This window comes from Hamadaea sp., assembly GCF_013362815.1.
Classification (GTDB): domain Bacteria; phylum Actinomycetota; class Actinomycetes; order Mycobacteriales; family Micromonosporaceae; genus Hamadaea.
Genome location: NZ_JABFVK010000112.1, coordinates 34,564 through 53,680, shown reverse-complemented (window position 1 = coordinate 53,680; position 19,117 = coordinate 34,564). Strand labels below are relative to the sequence as shown.

Here is a 19,117-nt window from a genome sequence, read left to right as displayed (position 1 = left end):
GCGCAACCGGACCGGTGGGTCGGCCGACAACATCGACCAGACCTTCACCGTGAACCTGTCCAGCGAGGTACGCAACGGCACCTGGAACCTGCGCGTCCAGGACGCCGCCAGCGCCGACACGGGTTACATCAACAGCTGGACGCTGACCCTCTAAACCATTGCTGCAGATCACGGTTATGCATGCTTCCCGTGCCACTTTTGACATGCGTAACCGTGATCTGCAGCTAGAAGCGGGCGTCAGAGCCAACCGCGACGTGCCGCGATGACGCCGGCCTGGAAGCGGTTCGCCGCACCGAGCAACTCGTGCAGGCGGCTGATCCGGCGGCGCATCGTGCGTACGGACCAGCCGAGCTGACGGGCGATCGCCTCGTCCTTCAGACCACTGACCAGGAGGGTCAGCAGGGCGCGGTCGTCTTCGGCGAGCGGGTCCTCGGCCGGGGCGTCGAGCGGCACCGCCTGCCGCCAGGCCAACTCCCAGTAGTCGACCAATGCGTCGAGCAGGGTGGACGGCCGGATCACCGCGGCGCGTACGCGGGTGAGGTCGAGCGACAGCGGCATCAGCGCCAGGCGGCGGTCGGCGATGGCGACCTTCACCCGCAGTCCGGGGAGCACCCGGGCCTGCTCCCCATGCCGGACGAGCTCGCGGATGTCGCCCAGTACGCCGGGCCACTCCAACGCCTCGGGGGCGTAGATCGCGCGGTACTGCACGCCCCGGGCCATCGCTGTCTTCTCTACCGGATTGGAGGTGGTCAGGGCGTACGGGGGGCGGTCGAGCGTGATGATCTCCTCCCGCGCCTCCTGCTGGAGCTGCACGAACCAGCGGCCCAACGCCTCACTGCCGTCCGCGATCTCGATCTCCTCGCCGCGTCCGCTGTGGGCCGAGGCGAACAGAGCCGAGAGCCGGGCGGCCGCCGCCTGCACCTGATCGAGCTCCGCCGCCCGCGTACGCACCAACGCCGTCACCGCGGCCTGTGGTTCGATCGCGGCGTACCGACGGCGGGCGCCGGCGAGCCGGCCGACGAGTCCCTGCTCCCGCAGCCGATCGAGGGCGCGCGCGATCCGGTCGGCCGAATGCCCCAGATCGGCCGCGAGGTCGGCCGGGGAAGCCTGATGCCGAGCGAGGATCGCCCGATAGACCTCCTCGTCGAAGGGGTCGACACCGGCCGCGGTCAGCTCTCCAGACATGGGCAAGATCTTGGCCCACGTGTGCCACCGGCAGCAATGGGCCAGAGCAAGATCTTGCCCGGCCACCCCGCTCGTCGGTAGGCACAACACCCATGAGGTCCACCCCACCCCGATCCCTCGCCGTCGCCGTGAGCGCGGTCCTGGCGTTCGGCGGCCTGTCGGCGTACGCGCCGACCGGTTCCGCCGCCGCGCCCGACCCCCTGCGACGGGTCATCGTCACGCTGGACGGAGCAGCCGCCGCGACTGCGGCCCCGGCCGGCTCCCTCCGCAACGCCCGGGGCACTGGTGCCGACCAGGTCGGCCAGGCTCGCCGGGCGCTGTCCGACCGGCAGCACTCGTTCCTCGACGCCGCCCGGGGCAAGGGCGTGCATCCCAAGGCGGAGCACCAGTTCACCCTGCTCGTCAACGCGGTCGCGATGACAGTGCCGGCGTCGGAGGTCGCGACGCTGGCCAAGCTGCCGGGCGTCACCGGCGTCTACGACAACCTGCCTGTCCGTGCGTACACCGACGTCAGCGTGCCGCTCATCGGCGCGACCGACGTCTGGCAGCAGCCGGACCCGAGCGGTACGCCGGCCACCGGCACCGGCGTCACCGTCGCCGTGATCGACAGTGGCGTGGACTACTCGCACCCCGACCTCGGCGGTGGCTTCGGCCCCGGGCACAAGGTCGTCGGCGGCTACGACTACGTCAACGACGACGCCGATCCCATGGACGACAACGGCCACGGCACGCACGTGGCGGGGATCATCGCGGGCAAAGCCGCAGCGCCCGGTGGGATCACGGGTGTCGCACCCGGTGCACGGCTTCTGGCGTACAAGGTGATGAATGACCAGGGCTTCGGCGAGACCGAGGACATCGTCGCGGCGATCGAGGCCGCGAGCGACCCCGCGAACCCGAACCGCGCGGACGTGATCAACATGAGCCTGGGCGGGTACGCGGACGGCTTGGACCCGCTGGGCCTCGCTGCCTCGGCGGCCAGCGCGGCCGGGATCGTCGTGGTGGCCGCGGCCGGCAACGACGGACCCGGCGCGATGTCGGTCGGCAGCCCAGCCGCGGCGGACGGCGTGATCGCGGTCGGCGCGTCGGTGAGCAACCTGCGCCAGCCGGTGGTCTACCGCGACGGCGCGAAGGTGCAGACCTACCGCGGGCAGATCTCGGCGAACCCGGCGGCGAGCCCGGTGAGCGCGCCGGTCGTCAGTATCGGCTACGGAACGCCGGAGGAGATCGACGCAGCCGGCGACCTGCACGGCAAGATCGCCCTGCTCAACGGGCACGTCGCGCACGACTTCAACGACCTCTGGCAGGAGCAGATCGACCTCGCCAAGGACCTGGAGAAGCGCGGCGCGATCGCGCTGCTCGGCGGCCAGGACGCGGGGGGCGGACCGGTCTTCGCCGCGACCTCGGGCGTCCCCGCGACCGCGTCCACCGGCAAGATCGCCGCGCGTCTGGGCGTGACGGAGTCCGGTGACCTCTACCGGATGGACTCCATCGTCGTGCTGGGCATGGACGAGACGCAGTATCCCGAGCTGGCCGCGTTGCTGGCGCAGGGACCGTTGACGCTGCAAATCCGCAGCGAGGACGCGACCGACCAGATCGCGTCGTTCTCCTCGCGGGGCCCGTCGTTGCGGTGGGGGCTCAAGCCGGACATCGTCGCGCCTGGCTACGAGATCCGCTCGACCGTCCCGACCAGCATGTTCGGGCCGGGCCAGTACCGCCTGTCCGGCACTTCGATGGCCGCTCCGCACGTGGCGGGCGCGGCGGCGCTGTTGCGCCAGCTGCACCCGGACGAGTCAGCCTCGCAGCTCTCGGCATCGCTGATCGGCTCGGCGAAGCCCCTGGCGGAGTCACCGACGACTGTGGGGGCGGGCCGGTTGGACGTAGCGGCGGCAGCTCGGTCGGTGCTCTCGGCGACCCCGTCGACCCTCTCGTACGGGCTGGCTGACCTGTCTGCCGGCACCGTCGGTGGGACTCGTTCGGTGGCGCTCCACAACGAGTCGGCGAAGGCGGTGTCGGTCCGCTTGACGGCGAGCAGCCGGGACGTCTCGGTCAAGCCGGATCAGGTCACCGTTCCGGCCGGCGGCACGGCCACCGTGACCGTGACGCTGAAGGCGAAGCGGCCGACGGCCGACACCGAGATCTCCGGCTACGTCACGGCGACCTCCTCGGCCAGCCGGGTCACCATCCCGTACCTGCTGGTCGTGCACCCGTTGGTGGTGCAGGCATCGCCCGACCCCAGCGATGGGCATACGACCGTCTGGGTGCAGTCGTGGACCGGGTTGACCGCACCGCCGGTGATCACAGTGGACCGTCCGCGGGGCCGGTCGTACACCGTGAGCACTCGGCAGAATCCGTCCGGTGGCTACCTCGCCACCCTGGACGAGTCCGCTGACGGGGCGTACGCCGTCACGGCACAGGCCACGGCGGTGTCCGGCCAGCGGCTCATCGGCTGGGGCGGCTTCGAGGTGACGCCCGAATCCACCCGGGGTGCCGCCTGGAAGCCGATCGGGCCCTACAGCGGTGGTGGCTTCCTCGCCACCGGGCCGTCCGGCTCGGGCATCCTGGCCACGGAGAACACCACGTCACCGTGGGTGACCGGCGACCAGGGCGCGACCTGGACGCAGTCCGCGCGGCTGCCGATCAGCGGAGCCGGGGGCCTGCTGGAGCCGGTCGCGGATGCGAACAATCCCGACCGCATGTGGTACGCCGTCAACGATCCCATGTCCGGTGGGCGGATTCTGCGTACCGATGATCGCGGCAAGACCTGGGAAGCGCTGCCGCTGCCGCCCAACGGCTGGATCGGGCAGCTTACCGCCGACCCGCAGACCAAAGTGCTGGTCGCCCTCGTCGGGGACAGCCAGCTGCAGGTGAGCTGGGACGGTGGCGACAGCTGGACGGCGTACGACACCGGGGTGGCCGAGCCGGTTACCAAGATCGGCCTCAGCCAGGGCGATCTCTACCTGGGCACGACGGGCGGCGTCTGGAAGCGGCCCGGCATCGCCGGTGCGGCGGTCAACGTCTACGCCAACACCCGGTACGTCTCGCAGCTCGTCGCCGACGACGGCATGGTGGCGGTTCTGGTCGGGCAGACCGGCGTGGTGGGCTCGCACGACGGCGGCCAGACCTGGACCACCCTGTACGCCAAGTCGTTCGGCCCGTACGAGCTGCGCCAATCCGGCGGTGACCTCTACGTCATCACCTTCACCGGCGACGGCCTGATCGGGCACGATCACGGGCGTACCTGGGAGCGGATCGCACCGCCGTCGCGGGCGTCGATCGACCGCGACTACGACCGCTGGGGGCAGTCGACGGTGGTCACCAACACCGCCGGGGTCTACACCCTCGGTTCGGACGGCTACCGAAGGCTGGGCGTGCAGTCGGCCAGTGTGACCGATCTGGCCGTCGCCGGGTCGGACCTCATCGCCGGGACCGGCAGCGGGATCTACCGGACGGCGATCCCGGCGGCCAGTCCCGAATGGGGCGCGGCCGACGGCGAGGGCTACGTCGGGGCGGAAGTCCCACTGGTGGCGGTCTCGCCGCAGGACCCCAAGATCGTGTGGAAGGTCCGGACCAACGCCTTCGGCGGCTTCGACGTGGACCGCAGCGGCGACGGCGGCGTCACCTGGGAGACCAAGGGACATCAGGAGGGCATCCCGCTCGCCCTGCTCGTGCACCCGGCCGACCCGGACCGTGTGTCGGTCAGCTGGGGCCGCATCGACGCGGTGGCCACGTTCAGCACCGTCGACGGCGGCCAGACCTGGAAGAACCTCTACCAGGACCGGTACGCCACGGCGCTCGCCGGCGACCCGGCCAAGCCGAACCGCATGTGGTACGGCACCCCCGAAGGGCTCTACCGGTCCGACGACGGGGGTGTGACCTCGACGAAGGTCCTCGACGGGCAGGTCAACGCGATCTCGTTCGACGGTCGCCGGATGGTCGTCGGCGGCGACACGCTCCGGGTCAGCACCGACGGCGGCACCACGTTCCGCGCCGGCGACGCCGGGCCGCTCGACCTGTGGGTCTCCGACATCGTGCAGGTCAACGGCGTGTACTACGCGGCGACGACCAGCTACTCGGCGTACGGGGTGCTCAAGGGTGGCCGGGGCGTGTTGCGCAGCACCGACGGTGGGCGTACGTGGCACAACGTGTCGAACGCGCTCCAGAACCTCGACGTGCTGTCGCTGGCGGCCAGCGCCGACGGGCAGTGGCTGTTCGCCGGTACGCGCAACGGCGGCGTCCACCGGCTCGCACTGCGCTGATCGGGGTTGGGCGCTGGATCAGGGTTCACGGTCGAATCTTGCGCCAAGATTCGACCCAGAACCCTGATCCAGCGCCCAAAAAGCGCAGCGTCAGAGGAGGGCGGCGTACGCACCGGCCGACCCGACGAGGGAGTCGTGCGTACCGATCTCGGCGATCCGGCCGTCCCGCATGACGACGATGCGATCGGCGGTGCGGATCGTCGACAGCCGGTGCGCGACGACGAACACGGTACGCCCGTGGACCAGCCGTTCCAGGGCCTGCTGGATGAGCCGTTCGCTCTGGGTGTCCAGGGCGGACGTCGCCTCGTCCAGGATCAGGATGCGGGGGTCGCGGATCAGCGCGCGGGCGATCGCCAGCCGCTGCCGTTGCCCGCCGGACAGCCGGGCCCCGCGTTCGCCGACGACGGTGTCGACCCCGTCGGGCAGGGCGTCGATGAAGTCCAGCGCGTTGGCGTCGGCCAGCGCCTCGCGTACGCGCTCCAGGGGCACTTCGGGCAGCCCGTAGGCGACGTTGTCCCGGACGGTGCCCTCGAAGAGGATCGGCTCCTGGGGTACCACCGAGACGAAGGTCCGGTACGACCGCAGGTCCAGCTCCTGCATGTCCCGCCCGTCGAGCAGGATGCGGCCGGAGGTGGGCCGCAGGAAGCCGATGACCAGGTTGAGCACAGTGGACTTGCCGGCCCCCGATGCGCCGACGAAGGCGATCCGTTCACCCGGCGAAACCGTGAGGGTGAAATCCCGGACCGCCGCACCCGATCCGCCTGTGTATGCGTACCCGACGGATTCGAACGAGACCTCGCCACGCACCTGGGTGACCTTGACCTTGGCTTCGTTGGTCTCCAGGTCCGGCTCTTGCAGCACCTCGCCGACGGACCGGACCGATTCGAGGCCCCGGACGAAGACCGGGCCGAGACTCATGAGCCCGGTGGTGGCCGCGGTGAGGGTGCCGAAGAACGCGCTGAGCATCACGACGTCGCCGGGCGTGATCCAGCCCGAGTACGCCGCGAGCGCCGCGCCGGTGAGGCAGCCCGCGCCGAGAACGTTGAGCGTCGTCCAGGCGAGCGCGCCGAACCGGCCGTTCAGCACGTCGACCCGCAACCCCGCCTCGAAGACCCGCCACAGCGTGCCGTCGACCCGGCGCAACGCGGCCCGTTCGAGACCGTGTGCGCGAGTGATCGGGATGAGGGTGGTCATCTCGGAGACGCGCGTCGACAGCTGCTCGACCTCGCGGCGGAACCGTTCGTTGTCGGTACGCATCCGCCCGCGCAACTTCATCGCGAGGAATGCGGCGCACGGGACGATGACCAGGAAGACCGGCAGGAACGCGGGCGCCCGGAAACCGATGACGATCAGGCCGCCGAGCAGCATCATCGCGGCGCTGAGCCCGGTGTCGCCGGTCTGCTGGACCATCTGCTCGACGTTCTCGACGTCGCGGATGACCTTGTTCTGCAACGCCCCGGCACTCATCCGGGAGTAGTAGCCGATCGAAAGCTGCTGCATGCGGTGGCACAACGCGGATCGCAACCGGGTGCCCATGCGGCGTACGCTGCCCGCCCAGCAGCGGACATAGAGGACGTGGAACGGATAGTTCAAGCTCAGTGAGGCGATGAGCAGACCGGCCGACAGCCACAGCTCGCGGACCGGGCGGTGCTGGACGACGACGTCGATGAGATTGGCGGTCACGAGCGGCAGCAGCCAGGTCGGGCTGTGCTTGAGGGCGAAGGCGAGGACGCCGAGCACGAGCCGGCGGCGGTCCTCCCTCAGCAGGTACGCCACACTGCGTACGGGGTGTTCGCCGGAGTAACGGTGATCAAGGGGGTCGGCGTGTGCGGACACGACGTCGATCTTCACCCGCGACCGACCCGGCCCGGCAAGGGCCGCCCCGTGTTTCCGCACACCCGTCCCGTGTTTCCGCACACAAGGACCAGCTCGCGCCGCCCGAAGGGTGGACCGGACTACAGCGCGTCGGCCAACTGGTCGAGCAGAGCCACGAGCTGGTCGCCGGTCGCGGTGTCGAGCTGGCCGTCGTCGACCAGATCGGTCACCTTCTTGCGGAAGTCGTCGATCTTCCCGCCCGCGTCGTCCGGCTCCTCGTCGACCTTCTCCCGCAGATCCGACAGCTTCCGTTGCAGGTCACGTGCCCGATTTGCGGGGAGATCGGCGGCCGAGACCACCGCCGCGATCTCGTCCAGCAGCTCGTCCGGCGACTTGGACTCCGCAGTGGACGGTGATGGGCTCGGTTCCGCCGAGGGCGAGGTGGCCGACGCACTGGAGTTCGAGCCGGAGCCCTGCGGTGGAGTGGTCGGAGACCGATCCAGGAAGCTGTAGACCAGCATCGCGACGAGCAGGACGACCAACGCGCCGCCGGTGACGAGGAAGGCCGGGAGCAGCCACGAGCGCCGGGCCGGAGCCGGTGGCAACGACGCGACCATCGTCGGCGGGGTCTGCGTTGCTGGGACCGCTCTTGCGACGCCCGCGGCGAACGGCCGGGACGTGCTCGACAGGTCGGCGGCCAGCTCGGCGGCGCTCGGTCGCCGAGCCGGATCGGTGGACAGGCACGCCATCGTCAGGGCGGCGAGCTTGGCCGGAACCCCGGGCCGGTCGATCGGGCGTACCTCGGCGGGCGGGGCGGCGAGCGCTTGCTGCCAATCGGCGTACGCCCGCGGCGGGTGGCCGGTGAGCAGCTCGTAGAGCACGACTCCGAGGGCGTACACGTCGGCGGCCGGGGTGGCCGTCCCGGGCTGCATCCGTTCCGGCGCGGTGTAGGTGGGCGTGCCGATGAGCCGCCCGCCGTCCGCGTCGGGACCATGCGCGAGCGTCGCGATGCCGAAGTCCAGGATCTTCACTCCGGCCGTGGTCAGCATGATGTTGCCCGGCTTGACGTCGCGGTGCACCACACCCAGCCGGTGCGCCTCGGCCAGACCCGCCGCGACCTGCGCTGCGATCGAGGCGGCCTCAGCAGGTGGCAGGTGACCGGAGCGCAGCCGGTCGGCCAGCGTCGGACCCTCGACGTACTCCATGACCAGGTACGGAATGTGCCCGTTCGCGGTGGGCACCTCGCCGTAGTCGTGCACCTGCGCCACGTTCGGATGGGCGATCCGGGCGATCGCGCGGGCTTCTCGCAGCGTCGCCTGCCACAGCGTCGGATCGGCGGCCAGCGAGGCGTCGAGCGCCTTCACCGCGACGGGGCGGCCGAGCACGGTGTCGGTCGCGCGCCAGACCTCCGACATCCCGCCGCGTCCGATCAGTTCCCGCAGGATGAACCGCTCGTGAATCCGTTGGCCTGGGGTGAACGCGGACATGGCGGACAGTCTGCCCGGCGGATCAACGTCCGCGCCACTCGGGCGGTCCCGCCGCCGTTTCGCCCGGCTTTGGCGCTGGCGGCTTGGCGCTGTCGGCTTGGCGCTGTCGGCTCTGGCGCTGGATCACGGATCTGGGTCGTATTCGGCCCAAGATTCGACCCGGATCCGTGATCCAGAGCTAGCGACCAAGGGTCAGTGCGGTTTCCACGGCCCAGTCGACCGCGGCCGCGATGTCGCCCGCCGGGTACCGGACCGCCCGAATAGTCCGATCAGCGGCGATCACGAGGATCAGCCGCTTCAGCCGATGCCGCTCGCCCGCGCGGAACACGGGCAGGCGCAAGGCCGCGGTCAAGCGCAGGTCGACGTCGCTGAGCAGGGTGAAGGGCAGGCTCTCGGCCGTCGCGAAGACCAGCTGCTCGTCCGGCCGCTGCGTGCTCACCCCCCGCACCGCGATCCCCGCTGTCTCCAGGCGGGGATACGCCGTGCGGAAGAGCCGGTTCTCGAGAGTGCAGCCGACCGCCCCGGGTATCTCTCCCCACCCGGACGGCAGGGGAGTGGGCGTACCGGTCGCGGGATAGGTGAAGACGACGGCGGGTCCGGCGAGGGCGTCCGTCTCGATGCCGTCGGTCCCCGGCAGCCGGACCACCGGTGCCACCACCCCGACCAGATCGCGTACGCGTTGAGCGGTAGCGGAATCCTCGTCGTCGGTGGCGGTGAGGGAGCCGTCCCCGAGGAGCCACCGGTCGCCCCAGTCCTGCAGCGCGACGACCACCCCCAGGAGATCACGGCCGGCCGCCGTCAGTTCGTACGCATACCGCACCGGCGCGGTCTGATACGGTTCCCGCCGCAGTACGCCGTCGGCGATGAGCCCGGTCAGGCGTTCGGTGAGGACTTTGCGAGAGATGCGCAGCTCGGTCACGAGGTCGTCGAAACGCTGGTGGCCACGGGCGATGTCGCGCAGAATGAGCAGGCTCCAGCCGTCGCCGAGGACATTGACCGTTTGGGCGACCCCGCACGAGGCGTCGGGCGACCAACTGTTCCGCGGCATGTCATCTCCGAGCCGACGAGTGGGTTCCTGCGGGGAACCTACAGCATCGGCGAGGGGCATCGACAGTAGCCGGTCGGTCTGACGCCAGCTGACCCGCGCGGACGGCAAGTGTAACGTTCCTGTGACGATGCCGCGGGCTTGACAACTGACCCGAGATTCAGCCGCTTTCCACTGTAGGCCCCCATCTGTCCTGCGCAGACGATGAGTAGACCTAGTCAGTCAGGCGGCGGGTCGGCGAATGGGCCAGTGATGATCACGAGATCATTATTCGACTGATTCGTGATTGATCCGTTACTCAAAACCTCGAAGCTGAGCGTTAGCTTTGCGCAAAGGCGCGGGGGACGTGGCTGTCAACGGAATTCCCGTCGGCCGCTCTATGTACGTCGGCTGGAGGTGCTCCGTGGAACCGGTGATCACTGGGACCGAAACACTGACCGAACCGCCACAGGTCGGGGTGACGTCGGGCCCCGCCAAACCGGGACCGTCCGTGAGCCGGTCGCCCACGCGGATCGCGTTGGAGCGGCTGCGCAAGGACAAGGTCGCCATGACCTGCCTGGGTATCTTCGTGTTCTTCGTGCTGGTGGCCATCTTCGCGCCGTTGCTCGCCAAGCTGGAGGGTCAGGACCCGACCAGCTACAACTTCGACCTGATCGACAAGCGCACGACCTTCCCGTACTCGGGAGCGAGCAGCGACCACTGGTTCGGCGTCGAGCCGCGCCTCGGCCGCGACCTGTTCGCCCGCTGGGTCTACGGCGCCCGGCCGTCGCTGCTGGTCGCCGGCATCGTCACGGTCGTCACGACCATCCTCGGCGTGGTGCTGGGACTGATCGCCGGCTTCTTCAGCGGCTGGATCGACCGGGTCCTCTCCTGGGTCATCGACTTCATCCTGAGCCTGCCCTACCTGATCTTCGCGATCGCGACCCCGGCCGTCATCATCTCCGTGATCTACGGCGGTTCCGAGGGAACCTCACCCGAGCAGGTCGCCCGGGTCCGGTTCATCTCGCTGATCCTGGTCCTGTCCTTCTTCGGCTGGGCCGGCCTGGCCCGGCTCATCCGGGGTCAGGTCCTCTCCCTGCGGGAACGGGAGTTCATCGCGGCCGCGCGCGTCCTGGGCGTACCCACGCGCCGGGTCCTTTTCCGGGAACTGCTCCCGAACCTCATCGCGCCGATCGTCGTCTCCGCCTCACTCGCCCTGCCCGGTTACATCGTGGCCGAAGCGGGTCTCACCTTCCTCGGCGTCGGGTTGATGGACCCCACGCCGTCCTGGGGCGTCACCATCGCCTCCGCGCAGAACTACTACGACACCTACCCCTTGTGGCTGTGGGTGCCCGTGCTAGGCATCACGATCCTCGTCCTCGCCCTGAGCCTGCTCGGCGATGCCGTCCGTGATGCGTTCGACCCCAAGACCCGCCGCTAGTCCGGGTCTGGCCATCAAAGAGATAAGAGGTGACAACTCGTGAGGCGACTGAGAACAACCGTCGTCGTGGGCGCGGTCATCGCGCTCGCCGCGGTGGGCTGTAGCCCGTCGAAGAGTGGGCCCAGTGGCACCGACCCGACCAGCAAGATCGGTGCGGCGGAGACCGCGATGGACCCGGACGCCAAGGGTCCGGCGCCGGAGGTCGCGGGGGCCAAGAAGGGTGGGACCCTGACGGTCTACTCCCAGTCGACGCCCAACACGTTCGACCCCACCGACGTCTACTACGTCGACTCGAACGAAATCGGCAAGCTGATGTGGCGTACGCCGACCCAGATCGCGCTGCGCAACGGCAAGGCCGTCCTGGTCCCCGACATGATGGACCTGGGCACCAAGTCGGCCGACGGCCTGACGTGGACCTTCAAGACGAAGGGCACGTTCAAGTACGAGGACGGCAGCGAGGTCAAGATCGAGGACTTCGCGTACGCGATCAAGCGGTCGTTCGCGCACGACCTGTTCTCCAACGGCCCGACGTACCAGCTGACCTACTTCAAGGACGGCGACAAGTACAAGGGCCCGTGGGCGAGCGGTGACGCGTACTCCGGCGTGGAGACCCAGGGCACCGACACCCTGATCATCCACCTGGCCAAGCAGTTCAACGACCTGCCCTGGTACATGACCTTCCCGATGTTCACCCCCATCCCGAAGGCCAAGGACACCAAGGACAACTACAAGAACAAGTGGATCTCGACCGGCCCGTACATGCTCGACTCGTACACCCCCGGTACGCAGCTGAAGCTGAAGAAGAACCCGAACTGGGACGCCGGCACGGACGCCGTTCGGCACCAGTACGTCGACGGCTGGGACTTCAAGTGGGGCGTGGACGACGTCGCGAACCAGAAGCAGGTTCTGGCCAGCGCCGGCGCTGACGCCGCTTCGCTGAACTACGCGAACATCGACGCTTCGCTCATCCCCGACATCGAGGGTGGCAAGAAGAACCAGCTCGTTCAGGGCGACAGCCCCTGCAACATCGTCTTCCAGATGGACACCCGGAAGATCCCGCTGGAGGTTCGCAAGGCGATCGCCAAGGCGTACCCGTACGACCAGATCTGGCAGGCCGCCGGTCTCAACCCGTACATCGCCGAGCCGTCGACGACGATCCTGCCGCCCAGCGTGGCCGGCTACAAGAAGTACCAGCCGATCGCGGACCTGACCGGTGAGGGCAAGGGTGACCCTGAGGGCGCGAAGAAGCTGCTGGAGGCCGCCGGCAAGCTCGGCTTCGAGGTGAGCTGGTACTACGACAACACCAAGCCGATCCCGCAGCAGACCACCCAGATCCGTAAGGAGGCCCTCGAGAAGGCCGGCTTCACGGTCAAGCCCGTCGGTGTCACCACCGCCGAGCTGCGCAGCAAGCTGTCCGACTACGACGCTCCGGTCAACACGGGCCAGTCGCCCGCCGGCTGGTGCTCGGACTGGCCGACCGGTGGTAGCTGGTTCCCGGTGCTGTTCCAGTCGCACAGCATCTCGGACGGCTCCAGCTGGGGCATGCTGAGCGACAAGCAGCTCGACTCGGAGATCGACTCGGTGGCGAACCTGCCGGGCGACGAGTCCACCAAGAAGTGGGCCGAGCTCGACGAGAAGATCATGGGGATGTACATCGCCATCCCGCGGTACTACGACAAGCTCGCCTTCGTCGTCGGTACCAGCGTCGGCGGCGCTGAGGGTGACGGCACCATGGGTATGCCGTTCTTCTGCAACATGTACGTCAAGTAAGTAGTTCCACGCCCGGCCGGCGTCCTTCGGCGCCGGCCGGGTTCATCCCCCGAAAACCCACTGAAATCCCCTGCTCAACGCCAACCTGGAGGCAGCGGTGCTCCTCTACATCCTGCGGCGGCTCGCCAGCGCCGTCTCGGTCATATTCGTGACCCTGGTGGCCACCTTCGGGCTGTTCTATCTGGCGCCTACCGATCCCGCCGGCGTCATCTGCGGTCCGAAGTGCACTCCCGCGCGCTACGAGGAGATCTACAAGAGCCTGCATCTGAACGAGCCGTTCTATCAGCAGATGCTCGGCTACTTCCAGGGCCTGTTCGTCGGCCGGACGTTCACCTCCGGCGGCGTCACCATCGAGTGCTCGGCCCCGTGCCTGGGTTACTCGTACGCGCTCGGCCAGCCGGTCACGAAGCTGCTCGGCCAGGCCTTGCCGATCACCATCTCCATCGTCTTCGGCTCCGCCATCGCGTACCTGATCATCGGGGTCGCCGCGGGCACCTTCGCCGCGCGCCGCCGGGGCACCTCCCTCGACCGGTTCATGGTCGGTGGCACGCTGGTCGTCGGCTCGGTCCCGTACTTCGTCGTCGCCCTGGTCGCGGCGCTTTACGTCCCGCAGTTCCTGCCCTTCATCCCGAAGGCCCACTGGACGCCGCTCACCGAGAACCCCCTGAGTTGGTTCGCCGGACTCCTCCTCCCATGGCTCGTGCTGGGCATCGTGAACAGCGCCTCCTATACGCGATATTCGCGAGGGTCGATGATCGAGTCGCTCGGCGAGGACTATGTGCGGACGGCGCGGTCCAAGGGCATCACCGAGCGCCGTGTCGTGTACCGGCACGCCCTGCGGTCGGCCATGACGCCGATCGCCACGATCTTCGGTTTGGACGTCGCCTTCGCATTGACGGGTGCCCTGTTCACCGAGACGATCTTCGGTCTTCCCGGACTGGGTCTCCTCACCCTCCGGGCGTTCAACCAGTACGACCTGCCGGTCCTGATGGGTGGAGCCCTGATCGGCGTCGTCGTCCTCGTACTGATCAACCTGCTGGTCGACCTTCTCTACACGGTCCTCGATCCCCGGGTGAGGCTCGCATGAGCGAAATGTGGGGTGACGCGGTCGACGCGTCCACCATCTCCGGCGGCGGCGCCACACCGCAACCGCGTGGACCCCAGACCGTCGTCCGAGGCCCGCGGGCCGAACGCGCGGCCGTTCAGGGTGAGGGCGAGCCCTACCTGAATCTGCGGGATCTGACGGTGGCGTTCCCGACCGCCGACGGCGTGGTCAAGGCGGTGCAGGGCCTGACGTACTCGCTCGAGCTCGGCAAGACGCTGGCGGTCGTCGGCGAGTCCGGTTCGGGCAAGAGCGTGTCCAGCATGGCGATCATGGGTCTGCACGATCCGAAGAGCACCCGGATGACGGGTTCGATCCGGCTCGGCGGACGCGAGATCGTCGGGCTGCCGCCCGAAGAGCTGCGGCACGTGCGGGGCAAGGCGTCGGCGATGATCTTCCAGGATCCGCAGTCGTCACTGCACCCGTTCTACAAGGTCGGCGATCAGATCGTCGAGGCGTACCAGGCGCACAACAACGTCTCCAAGCGGGTGGCCCGCAAGCGGGCCGCGGACATGCTGGGCCGGGTCGGCATCCCGAATCCGTCGCGTCGGCTGGACGACTTCCCGCACCAGTTCTCGGGCGGTATGCGCCAGCGCGTGATGATCGCGATGGCGCTGGTCAACGACCCGAAGCTGCTCATCGCGGACGAGCCGACCACGGCCCTGGACGTGACCGTGCAGGCGCAGATCCTGGACCTGATCTCGGACCTGCAGCAGGACTTCGGCTCGGCCGTCCTGTTCATCACCCACGACCTCGGCGTCGTGGCCGAGATCGCCGACGACGTGCTGGTCATGTACGGCGGTCGGGCGGTCGAGCACGGCACGGTCAAGGACATCCTGGGCTCGCCGCTGCACCCGTACACGTGGGGTCTGCTGGAGAGCATCCCGGCGGTGTCGGGCGAGTCGACGCGGCTGCACCCCATCCCGGGTACGCCGCCGAGCCTGCTGAACCTGCCGACCGGTTGCTCCTTCCACCCGCGGTGCGAGTTCCGCAAGCGGGTGCCGGACGACCTGTGCACGAAAGAGCTGCCCGATCTGGTGGCCCGGACGGATCAGGCGGGCCGGGTGTCGCGGTGTCACCTGCTGCACCCCGATCTGATCTTCGCCGACGAGATCCTGCCCCGGCTGCCGTGAGAGGAACCCGATGACCACGACTGTCGAACCCCAGGCGGAGCCGGCCGAGGTCGCCCCGGTCAAGGGTGCGCCGCTGCTGGAGCTGCGGGATGTCGTCATGCACTTCAGCGTGCGCGGCGAGGGCCTGCTGGGGGCCAAGGAGAAGGTGCGCGCCGTCGACGGCGTCTCGCTCACCCTGCATGAGGGCGAGACGCTGGGCCTGGTCGGCGAGTCCGGGTGTGGCAAGTCCACCACCGGCCGGCTGATCACCCGGCTGCTGACGCCGACCTCGGGGCAGATCCTCTACAAGGGACACGACATCGCCCGGCTGAAGGAGAAGGAGCTGCGCCCGTTCCGCCGGGAACTGCAGCTGATCTTTCAGGACCCGTACTCGTCGCTGAATCCGCGGCACACGGTGGGCGCGATCGTGGGTACGCCGTTGCGCGTACACAACATCGTCCCCAAGGGCCGGGAACTGAGCCGGGTTCAGGAACTGCTCGAGGTCGTCGGCCTCAACCCGGAGCACTACAACCGGTACCCGCACGAGTTCTCGGGTGGTCAGCGGCAGCGCATCGGCATCGCCCGGGCGTTGGCCATGCAGCCCAAGGTGATCGTGGCCGACGAGCCGGTGTCCGCGCTCGACGTGTCGATCCAGGCGCAGGTCATGAACCTGCTGGAGGATCTGCGCAAGGAGTTCGGCATCGCGTTCGTCTTCATCGCGCACGACCTCGGCGTGGTACGCCACTTCTGCGACCGGGTCGCCGTCATGTACCTCGGCCGCATCGCCGAGCAGGGGCCGCGCGACGACGTTTACGGCACGCCGCATCACCCGTACACCCAGGCGCTGCTCTCGGCCGTGCCGGATCTCGGTGTCGTCCGTGGTACGCCGCCGAAGGCGCGCATCCGGCTCACCGGCGACGTCCCGAGCCCGATCAACCCGCCGTCCGGCTGCCGATTCCGTACGCGGTGCTGGAAGGCCGAGGAGATCTGCGCGACCGTCGAGCCGCCGTTGGAGGAGAAGGTGCCTGGGCTGGCTGCGGCCTGCCACTTCGCCGCTCCGCCGGAGCGATCGATCGTCGCCGAGATCCAGGCGGACTGACCTCGCGAGACGTCCTCCCACGCGCCCGTCCCTTTTGCCGCTGATCCGCCATTTTGCGGGATAAAAGCCCCGCAGATTGGTTCAATGGGGCTGAGGGAAGGGAGCGGGGGATGTCCCACGAAGTCACGATCGGCGACCTGCGGGCCAGCCGCTGGAACGTACCCGATTTCGACACGGTCTGGCGCGGACTCGATCCCGCCCAGGTCGGCCGGTTCATCCGGGCGATTCATGCCGACGTCGCTCAGGCGATCTCCGGCTACGAGACGGCGCTGGCCGTCGCGGAGGAGGAACGCCTGCGGCTGGAGACCGAAGTGCTCCGGTTGCGTGGCCCGGTCGCCCCGGCGATCGAGCCGAGTATGGCTGAGGCGGATGTGGCTGAGGCGACTGTGGCCGAGATACCTGACGTGACGGCAGAGGTTGCCACCGAACCGGAGTCTGCGGAGCCTTCATCGGCACCAAGTCGTCGCCGGCGGCGCGAGGCGGCTCCGGCCGCGGCTTGAGCCGAGTTCGATGTTCCGTTCGGCCTGAGTGACCAGGGTCGGTTGCAGAAATCTGCAACCGACCCTATTTGGTCTTGCCCGGTTCTCCGGCGCTTGACACGATGCCACCCACATCCGCCGCCGAGTGTGGGAGGTCTTTGGTGCCGCAGTCCGTTGTCGCCCCGCCGGTACCGTCCTTGACCCGGCTGGGTCTGTCGGTCCACGCCGATCTGGTTTTCCGAACCCTCGCCAGGTTCGGCGTCCTGACGGCGACCGAGGTGGCCGGCTCGCTCGACCTGCACGTCCCGCGCGTCACGGCGGCGCTCGACGAACTCGTCGCGGCGGGCGCGGTCGAGCCCGGCAGCGGCGGACCGGTGGATCGAACGTGGCGAGCCAGGCCGATCGATCAGGCGATCGCGGCCGTCATCTCCTACCGCGCCCGGTCCCGGATGAAGGCCCGGCGGCTGGGTGTCCAGCTGGCGCGCCTCGAAGACCTGGTCACGCTGCCCCGACGGGTCTCGCAGGAGACGTATACGGAGATACCCGGGATCGATCCGGTACGCGCTCGGATCGCCGCACTCAGCGCGTCGCAGAACCACGAATTCCTCTCCATGAACCCCGGTACGCGACACGACGAGGCGGCGGTCCGGGCTGCCCGGCCCGTAAGTCACATGCAGTTCGTCCGGGGAGTCTCGGCTCGATCGCTTGAGGTGCCCCTCCCACCGTCGGCCGACGATCCGACCGTGGAGCACGAACGCGAGGCCAGGGCCTACGGCCGACGGTTCCGAGAGCTCGACGCCTTACCCGTACGCATGCTCGTCTTCGATCGCCGTACCGCGATCCTGCTGATCGATCCCGCCCATCCGGGCGTCGGAGCTTGGGAGATCCGCGATGAACCGGTCGTGGCCAAGCTGGTGGAGATCTTCGAGGCGCACTGGGAGCGAGGGTACGACCGCACGCGAGATTGGATTCCCCCGATGACGATGAGTCCCCGCGAACGCGATGTCGTCGCGCTGATGGCGGCCGGCCATACCGATGCGACGATCGCCGTCACACTCCGGGTCAGCGTCCGGACCGTCGCCTACACGCTGAGCGGCCTGATGGAGCGCTATCAGGCCAAGAACCGCTTCCAGCTCGGCCTGCTCCTCGGCGCGCAGGCCCAGGTACCGCCCGCCGACCCCGACGGGACCGAGGAAGGAACCCCTTGATCGCATCCGTTGTCCGGCGGCTCGGCATACTGCTCGCGCTGTTGGCCGCCGCAATGATCGGCCCGGTGGGAACGGCTGAAGCCGGTATCGTCGTGCCACCCAAGCCCGACTACTACAGCTGGATGAGCTGCCTGGACGGCACCGTCACCGGGAGCTTCACGACGATTTCCGCCTTCGATGAGGACGGGCGCGTTCGCCTGAACTTCATCGGCGACGTCCACGGCTGCCAGGCACCTCGGGAGTACGACGTCTACGGACTGGCGTACTACCGTGCCGACGGCGCCGCTGGTGTGTGGCTCCGGCAGTACTTCAGCGCCGAGAGCCACTTCGACTCCGGGACCGCGATCTTCGGCGTACCGGCGGACACGGTGGGCTTCTGCCTGATCGCCTCCCCAGACCAGCGTCTGGACTGCTATTCGATCGAGGAGAGCGTCGTCGGGAACCTGACGTTGCACGAGATCGGCGGACGCATCCCGGTGACCGATCCGCGAGTCGCCGTCGAGTTCTCGGTGGACATGACGGTGTATCCGTCGGGGGAACCCGGCTGCGACACCTGCTGGCCTTAGGGATTGCACGTTCCTGCAATCCGACGCCGATTCCGCGACCGAGGCCGGCCATCTGTGTGAACCTTCGCCTAGACGCCGGTGGGGGTCGCGGTCACGGGGGCTGGCGAACCACATCGGGCGCTACGACACCTGCGCCGGACCTCGACCTCGAGATCCGGCGCAGGCCGTTGTACTGCTCTACGGAGCGCAGGCGGTTACGAGTTGCCACCCATCTTGTCGAGGCCGGATTTCACGGCGTCCGAGCCGCTGTCGATCTTGTCGGAGAACTTGCCGCCGGACGCGCTGTCGGCCGCGTCCGCAGCCTTGTCGACACCGGCCTTGGCCTTGTCGGCCATGCCGCCTGCGGCGTCCTTCGCCTTGTCCATCATGCCGCCGCCGGCGTCGCTCGCTTTGTCCTTGGCGCCGTCGGCCGCGTTCTGCGCGTCATCGCCGTCCATACCGAGCATTTCCTTGGCCTTGTCGAGAATGCCCATCTCTGCTGCCCCCTCCAGTGGCGTCGCCGCTCACTCGGCGCTCGCTATTGGTGACAGTACGTGATAGGGAATCCGTCTCACGTTGCGTCTCGGGAAAATC

Annotated in this window: 15 protein-coding genes; 10 read left to right on the top strand and 5 right to left on the bottom strand. The window is 68.8% G+C overall.

What is annotated here, in order from left to right; genetic code table 11:
* On the top strand, positions 1-154 hold a 154-nt coding region (locus HOV77_RS33830; protein WP_290870218.1), incomplete at its 5' end, for a proprotein convertase P-domain-containing protein.
* An 83-nt stretch (positions 155-237) separates the two neighbouring features.
* Here HOV77_RS33830 and HOV77_RS33825 read toward each other — a convergent pair.
* Positions 238-1,185 carry a helix-turn-helix domain-containing protein gene (locus HOV77_RS33825; protein WP_290870212.1) on the bottom strand — a complete coding sequence of 316 codons (948 nt, stop codon included), beginning with the start codon at positions 1,183-1,185 and terminating at the stop codon, positions 238-240.
* Positions 1,186-1,277: 92 nt separating this feature from the next.
* On the opposite strand from HOV77_RS33825, the gene HOV77_RS33820 reads away from it, so the two are divergent.
* Complete coding sequence (locus tag HOV77_RS33820; RefSeq protein ID WP_290870209.1) at positions 1,278-5,441, top strand: S8 family serine peptidase; 4,164 nt, start codon at positions 1,278-1,280, stop codon at positions 5,439-5,441.
* Between the two features lie 90 nt (positions 5,442-5,531).
* On the opposite strand, the gene HOV77_RS33815 is transcribed toward HOV77_RS33820, so the two are convergent.
* The 3 genes from HOV77_RS33815 to HOV77_RS33805 form a co-directional block, all read right to left on the bottom strand.
* On the bottom strand, positions 5,532-7,277 hold the full coding sequence (locus HOV77_RS33815; protein WP_290870206.1) for an ABC transporter ATP-binding protein: 1,746 nt from the start codon (positions 7,275-7,277) through the stop codon (positions 5,532-5,534).
* A gap of 119 nt (positions 7,278-7,396) precedes the next feature.
* Positions 7,397-8,743, bottom strand: coding sequence for a serine/threonine-protein kinase (locus tag HOV77_RS33810; RefSeq protein WP_290870203.1), 1,347 nt, complete (start codon positions 8,741-8,743; stop codon positions 7,397-7,399).
* Between the two features lie 178 nt (positions 8,744-8,921).
* Positions 8,922-9,791 (bottom strand): winged helix-turn-helix transcriptional regulator, encoded by an 870-nt coding sequence (locus HOV77_RS33805; RefSeq protein WP_290870200.1) that lies wholly within the window; start codon positions 9,789-9,791, stop codon positions 8,922-8,924.
* Positions 9,792-10,278: 487 nt separating this feature from the next.
* Between HOV77_RS33805 and HOV77_RS33800 the strand changes: the two genes are divergently transcribed.
* From HOV77_RS33800 to HOV77_RS33765, 8 genes are all read left to right on the top strand, one after another.
* Entirely contained in the window at positions 10,279-11,208 is a 930-nt protein-coding gene (locus tag HOV77_RS33800) for an ABC transporter permease (RefSeq protein ID WP_290870198.1), read from the top strand.
* Positions 11,209-11,247: 39 nt separating this feature from the next.
* Entirely contained in the window at positions 11,248-12,978 is a 1,731-nt protein-coding gene (locus HOV77_RS33795; protein ID WP_290870196.1) for an ABC transporter substrate-binding protein, read from the top strand.
* A gap of 97 nt (positions 12,979-13,075) precedes the next feature.
* Positions 13,076-14,065: an ABC transporter permease gene (locus HOV77_RS33790; protein WP_290870194.1), complete on the top strand. Its 990-nt coding sequence runs from the start codon at positions 13,076-13,078 to the stop codon at positions 14,063-14,065.
* On the top strand, positions 14,062-15,213 hold the full coding sequence (locus tag HOV77_RS33785; RefSeq protein ID WP_290870191.1) for an ABC transporter ATP-binding protein: 1,152 nt from the start codon (positions 14,062-14,064) through the stop codon (positions 15,211-15,213). Before HOV77_RS33790 ends, HOV77_RS33785 begins: the two co-directional genes overlap by 4 nt.
* A 10-nt stretch (positions 15,214-15,223) precedes the next feature.
* On the top strand, positions 15,224-16,291 hold the full coding sequence (locus HOV77_RS33780) for a dipeptide ABC transporter ATP-binding protein (protein ID WP_290870188.1): 1,068 nt from the start codon (positions 15,224-15,226) through the stop codon (positions 16,289-16,291).
* 110 nt (positions 16,292-16,401) lie between these two features.
* Positions 16,402-16,791 (top strand): hypothetical protein, encoded by a 390-nt coding sequence (locus HOV77_RS33775; protein WP_290870185.1) that lies wholly within the window; start codon positions 16,402-16,404, stop codon positions 16,789-16,791.
* A gap of 140 nt (positions 16,792-16,931) precedes the next feature.
* Positions 16,932-17,978, top strand: a complete 1,047-nt coding sequence (locus tag HOV77_RS33770; RefSeq protein ID WP_290870181.1) for a LuxR family transcriptional regulator — start codon at positions 16,932-16,934, stop codon at positions 17,976-17,978.
* Positions 17,975-18,544, top strand: a complete 570-nt coding sequence (locus HOV77_RS33765; protein ID WP_290870178.1) for a hypothetical protein — start codon at positions 17,975-17,977, stop codon at positions 18,542-18,544. The genes HOV77_RS33770 and HOV77_RS33765 overlap by 4 nt, the downstream gene beginning before the upstream one ends.
* Positions 18,545-18,738: 194 nt before the next feature.
* On the opposite strand, the gene HOV77_RS33760 is transcribed toward HOV77_RS33765, so the two are convergent.
* Positions 18,739-19,017 (bottom strand): Rv0909 family putative TA system antitoxin, encoded by a 279-nt coding sequence (locus tag HOV77_RS33760; RefSeq protein WP_290870175.1) that lies wholly within the window; start codon positions 19,015-19,017, stop codon positions 18,739-18,741.
* Between the last annotated feature and the right edge of the window lie 100 nt (positions 19,018-19,117).

Excerpts from the sequence above, each read along its gene's own strand:
- HOV77_RS33825 (WP_290870212.1), bottom strand. The coding sequence starts at position 1,185 with ATGTCTGGAGAGCTGACCGCGGCCGGTGTCGACCCCTTCGACGAGGAG.
- HOV77_RS33820 (WP_290870209.1), top strand. The coding sequence starts at position 1,278 with ATGAGGTCCACCCCACCCCGATCCCTCGCCGTCGCCGTGAGCGCGGTC.
- HOV77_RS33810 (WP_290870203.1), bottom strand. The coding sequence starts at position 8,743 with ATGTCCGCGTTCACCCCAGGCCAACGGATTCACGAGCGGTTCATCCTG.
- HOV77_RS33805 (WP_290870200.1), bottom strand. The coding sequence starts at position 9,791 with ATGCCGCGGAACAGTTGGTCGCCCGACGCCTCGTGCGGGGTCGCCCAA.
- HOV77_RS33785 (WP_290870191.1), top strand. The coding sequence starts at position 14,062 with ATGAGCGAAATGTGGGGTGACGCGGTCGACGCGTCCACCATCTCCGGC.
- HOV77_RS33780 (WP_290870188.1), top strand. The coding sequence starts at position 15,224 with ATGACCACGACTGTCGAACCCCAGGCGGAGCCGGCCGAGGTCGCCCCG.
- HOV77_RS33775 (WP_290870185.1), top strand. The coding sequence starts at position 16,402 with ATGTCCCACGAAGTCACGATCGGCGACCTGCGGGCCAGCCGCTGGAAC.
- HOV77_RS33760 (WP_290870175.1), bottom strand. The coding sequence starts at position 19,017 with ATGGGCATTCTCGACAAGGCCAAGGAAATGCTCGGTATGGACGGCGAT.